This window comes from Mesorhizobium sp. M5C.F.Ca.IN.020.32.2.1 (assembly GCF_004023105.1).
Lineage (GTDB): Bacteria > Pseudomonadota > Alphaproteobacteria > Rhizobiales > Rhizobiaceae > Mesorhizobium > Mesorhizobium wenxiniae.
Genome location: NZ_RZSX01000623.1, coordinates 1 through 3,937, shown reverse-complemented (window position 1 = coordinate 3,937; position 3,937 = coordinate 1). Strand labels below are relative to the sequence as shown.

General features: G+C 62.5%; 5 protein-coding genes. All 5 read left to right on the top strand.

Features of this window, described 5'->3' with window-relative positions; all coding sequences use genetic code 11:
- Nucleotides 1–210: 210 nt before the first annotated feature.
- Nucleotides 211–1,341: a molecular chaperone DnaJ gene (gene dnaJ / locus EOA86_RS25670; protein WP_065006409.1), complete on the top strand. Its 1,131-nt coding sequence runs from the start codon at nucleotides 211–213 to the stop codon at nucleotides 1,339–1,341.
- Nucleotides 1,342–1,483: 142 nt separating this feature from the next.
- Nucleotides 1,484–2,089, top strand: coding sequence for a phospholipid N-methyltransferase PmtA (pmtA, locus tag EOA86_RS25665; RefSeq protein ID WP_029347837.1), 606 nt, complete (start codon nucleotides 1,484–1,486; stop codon nucleotides 2,087–2,089).
- A 59-nt stretch (nucleotides 2,090–2,148) separates the two neighbouring features.
- Nucleotides 2,149–2,745 carry an NADPH-dependent FMN reductase gene (locus tag EOA86_RS25660; protein WP_128344245.1) on the top strand — a complete coding sequence of 199 codons (597 nt, stop codon included), beginning with the start codon at nucleotides 2,149–2,151 and terminating at the stop codon, nucleotides 2,743–2,745.
- Between the two features lie 20 nt (nucleotides 2,746–2,765).
- Nucleotides 2,766–3,449: an orotidine-5'-phosphate decarboxylase gene (gene pyrF / locus EOA86_RS25655; RefSeq protein WP_128344247.1), complete on the top strand. Its 684-nt coding sequence runs from the start codon at nucleotides 2,766–2,768 to the stop codon at nucleotides 3,447–3,449.
- Between the two features lie 17 nt (nucleotides 3,450–3,466).
- Nucleotides 3,467–3,754 (top strand): DUF1330 domain-containing protein, encoded by a 288-nt coding sequence (locus EOA86_RS25650; RefSeq protein ID WP_128344243.1) that lies wholly within the window; start codon nucleotides 3,467–3,469, stop codon nucleotides 3,752–3,754.
- Nucleotides 3,755–3,937: the final 183 nt, after the last annotated feature.

The window sequence follows — 3,937 nt, the reverse complement described above, 5'->3', positions numbered from 1 at the left end:
GCGGCCTGACGGCAGATTATCGCAGAAGGCCCGGCGCAAAGCCGGGCTTTTTTGCAACTCTGGCCGAAAAAGTGCGGGCTTGATCGGAAAAATGCGAGCAAGCCCGCGTCGACACTGGCATCCAGGCGCCATCGCACCTAAATCGGAACAGCGTGCCGGCAACGACGCAACAAGGCTTCAAGACGTTGAATATCCGGACTGCAGGAAAAGATGAAAGCTGATTTCTACGAAACGTTGGGTGTGCAAAAGGGGGCCGACGAGAAGGAGCTCAAGAGCGCTTTCCGCAAGCTCGCCATGCAGTTCCATCCCGATCGCAATCCCGGCGACCATTCCTGCGAGCACAAGTTCAAGGAAATCAACGAAGCCTACGAGACGCTGAAGGACCCGCAGAAACGCGCGGCCTACGACCGTTTCGGCCACGCCGCCTTTGAACAGGGCGGCATGAACGGCGGCGCACACGGCTTCGGCGCCGGCGGCTTCGCCGACATCTTCGAGGATATTTTCGGCGACATGATGGGCGGGCGCCAGCGCCGCTCCTCCGGTGGCCGCGAGCGCGGCGCCGACCTGCGCTACAATATGGAAATCACGCTGGAGGAGGCGTTTACCGGCAAGACCGCACAGATTCACGTGCCGGCCTCGATCTCCTGCACGGAATGCTCCGGCAGCGGCGCCAAGCCCGGCACCCAGCCCGTCACCTGCTCGATGTGCAATGGCCACGGCAAGGTACGCGCCACGCAAGGGTTCTTCTCGATCGAGCGCACCTGCCCGCAATGTCAGGGGCGTGGCCAGACCATCAAGGAGCCGTGCCCGAAATGCGCCGGCCAGGGCCGCGTCACCGAGGAGCGCTCGCTGTCGGTCAACATCCCGGCCGGTATCGAGGACGGCACCCGCATCCGCCTTGCCAATGAGGGCGAGGCCGGCCTGCGCGGCGGCCCGTCGGGCGATCTCTATATTTTCCTGGCGGTCAAGCCGCACGAATTCTTCCAGCGCGACGGCGCCGATCTCTACTGCAAGGTGCCGATCTCGATGACGACGGCAGCACTTGGCGGCTCCTTCGAGGTGGCGACGCTGGACGGCACCCAGACGAAAGTGAAAGTGCCGGAAGGCACCCAGAACGGCCGCCAGTTCCGCCTCAAGGGCAAAGGCATGCCGGTGCTGCGCCAGCACAATGTCGGCGACCTCTATATCCAGACCGCGGTCGAGACGCCGCAAAACCTTTCCCGCCGCCAGCGCGAGTTGCTGGAGGAATTCGAGCAGGTTTCCTCGAAGGATAATTCGCCGCAGTCGAGCGGCTTTTTCGCCCGCATGAAGGACTTTTTCGAAACCTTCGGCGAGCGCTGATGCCTATTCTCGCCAATCCGGTGTAGAGTGCAATCAAGGCGAGGCTTCCCTAGCGTCATCAACATCTTATACCGGAGTCCGCCTTGCCTTGAACCCCGTAGCTGCTAAGTAGCCTCTCGGGGGAGCGTTCAGGAGAACTTGCATGGCACATGGTCCCGGACTGCGAAAGGCGCTGGCGGAAAAGTTCGACGACGAACTGAAGTTCTTCAAGGGCTGGATCGACAAGCCGAAGGCGGTCGGTTCGATCGTGCCGACCAGTTCCACCACGGCTCGAAAGATGGCCTCCGTCGTCAACCCGAACTCGGGCCTGCCGGTGCTCGAAGTCGGGCCTGGCACCGGCGTCATCACCCGAGCCATCCTCGCCCAGGGCGTAAAGCCTGAAAATCTCTACGCAGTCGAATACTCGCCCGATTTCGTGCGCCATCTGCGCCAGCTCTATCCCGGCGTCAACGTCATCGAGGGCGACGCCTTCAATCTCGATGCGACACTCGGTGACAAGAGCGGCCTGACCTTCGATTCGGTCGTCTCCGGCGTGCCATTGCTCAATTTCCCGGTCGCCCAGCGCATCGCCTATGTCGAAAGCCTTCTCGACCGCATCCCGACAGGCCGCCCGATCGTGCAGCTGACCTACGGCCCGCTGTCGCCGATCCCGCCCGGCCGCGGCGACTACACGGTCGAGCATTTTCATTTCGTCATCCGCAACATCCCGCCAACGCAGCTGTGGATCTACCGACGCGCGGCGCATTGATCAGTATTTGGTATTTGAAACGTGCCTGGCCTATACCTGTCGGCTGACAATGATGGCTAATGGCAGTGATCCCGAAAATTCTCGTCTTTGCAGGTTCAATTCGCGCTGGCGCCTACAGCGGCAGGACCGCCGATGTGGCGCAGAAGGAACTCGCTCTGCAGGGTGCCGAGGTAACCCGCATCTCGCTTGCCGACTATCCGCTGCCGATTCTCGACGAGGATCTGGAAAAGGAGAAAGGCATTCCTGAAAACGCCATCAAGCTTGCCCGGCAGATCGCCGCCCATGACGGGCTGCTGATCGCGACGCCCGAATATAACGGCTCGATCCCGCCGCTGCTCAAGAACGCCATCGATTGGGTGAGCCGCGTGCGAATGGATGGCGGGCGGTCGTTCAGGCCGTTCACCGGCAAGCCCGCCGGCCTTTGTTCGTCTTCCAAAGGACATTTCGCCGGGGTACGCTGCATCAACCATCTGCGCTCCGTGCTGGTGCGCTGCAAGATGGAGGTGGTGACGCCGGAATGCTCGGTGCCGGAGGGCGGCAACGCCTTCGACGAGGACGGAAATTTCAGGGACGAGAGACTGCACAGATCGATGGAGCACCTATGCGGCACGCTGATCGAAACCTCGCGCATGCTGTCGACGCGGATCGAGGCGTGATCCAGGAGCGCGCCAGCACCATGCAAGACAGGCTGATCGTCGGCCTCGACGTGCCGACGCTGAAGGACGCCGAGAAGGCGGTGCGTGAGCTCGACGGGATCGTCTCCTTCTACAAGATCGGCTACCAGCTCGCCTTCGCCGGTGGCCTCGATTTCGCCCGCGAGCTCGCCAGCGGCGGCACCAGGATCTTCCTCGACATGAAGCTGCTCGACATCGACAACACGATAGCCAAGGGTGTCGAGGCCATTGCCAGGATGGGCATGACCATGCTGACGCTGCACGCCTATCCGAAGACGATGAAGGTAGCGGTCGAGGCCGCCAGGGGCAGCGATCTTTGCCTGCTTGGCGTCACCGTGCTGACCTCGATGGACGAGCAGGACGTGATCGACGCCGGCTATGAACATGACCCGCATACGCTGGTGCTGAGGCGCTCCGAACAGGCGCTGCATGCCGGCATGGGCGGCATCGTCTGCTCGGCCGAGGAAGCGGAAGCGGTGCGCCGGATCGTCGGGCCCAACATGGCCGTCGTCACGCCGGGAATACGGCCCAAGGGCAGCGACCATGGCGACCAGAAACGCGTGGTGACGCCGGCGCAGGCGATCCGCAACGGCTCCAGCCATCTCGTCGTCGGCCGGCCGATCGTCGGCGCCGCCGACAGGCGAGCGGTCGCGGAAGCGATCCTTGACGAAATGCGCTCGGCCTAACAATTCGGAGAAGAAGCATGCCCAAGGGATACTGGATCGCCCGCGTCGATGTGCGCGATGCGGAAGGCTACAAGGACTATGTCACTGCCGCCAAACCGGCTTTCGATCGCTTCGGCGCCGTTTTCCTGGCACGAGGCGGTGCGCATGAAAAGGCGGAAGGGCCGGGCCGCGACCGCAACGTAATCATCGAGTTTCCGTCTTTGGCTGCGGCGCACGATTGCTATCACTCGCCGGAGTATCGACGCGCCGTGACGATCCGCCAGAAAGTAGCCGACGGCGAGATCGTGCTGGTCGAAGGGGTTTAGTCGACCGCCGTGGCGCGCGTGGTCTCATCGGAAATTGCAGGCGAGCATGCACCTGCAGCGATCAAACCGAATGCAGGATGTAAAGCTTGCGCGTTTTCTCGTGGATGGTCCATTCGCCCTGCCAGCCAAGCGGCAGAACAAGCAATTCGCCGGGTCCGACATTTTGGGCCGCGCCCTGGGGAC

Coding starts and splice junctions, on each gene's coding strand:
- dnaJ (WP_065006409.1), top strand. CDS start 211: ATGAAAGCTGATTTCTACGAAACGTTGGGTGTGCAAAAGGGGGCCGAC.
- pmtA (WP_029347837.1), top strand. CDS start 1,484: ATGGCACATGGTCCCGGACTGCGAAAGGCGCTGGCGGAAAAGTTCGAC.
- EOA86_RS25660 (WP_128344245.1), top strand. CDS start 2,149: ATGGCAGTGATCCCGAAAATTCTCGTCTTTGCAGGTTCAATTCGCGCT.
- pyrF (WP_128344247.1), top strand. CDS start 2,766: ATGCAAGACAGGCTGATCGTCGGCCTCGACGTGCCGACGCTGAAGGAC.
- EOA86_RS25650 (WP_128344243.1), top strand. CDS start 3,467: ATGCCCAAGGGATACTGGATCGCCCGCGTCGATGTGCGCGATGCGGAA.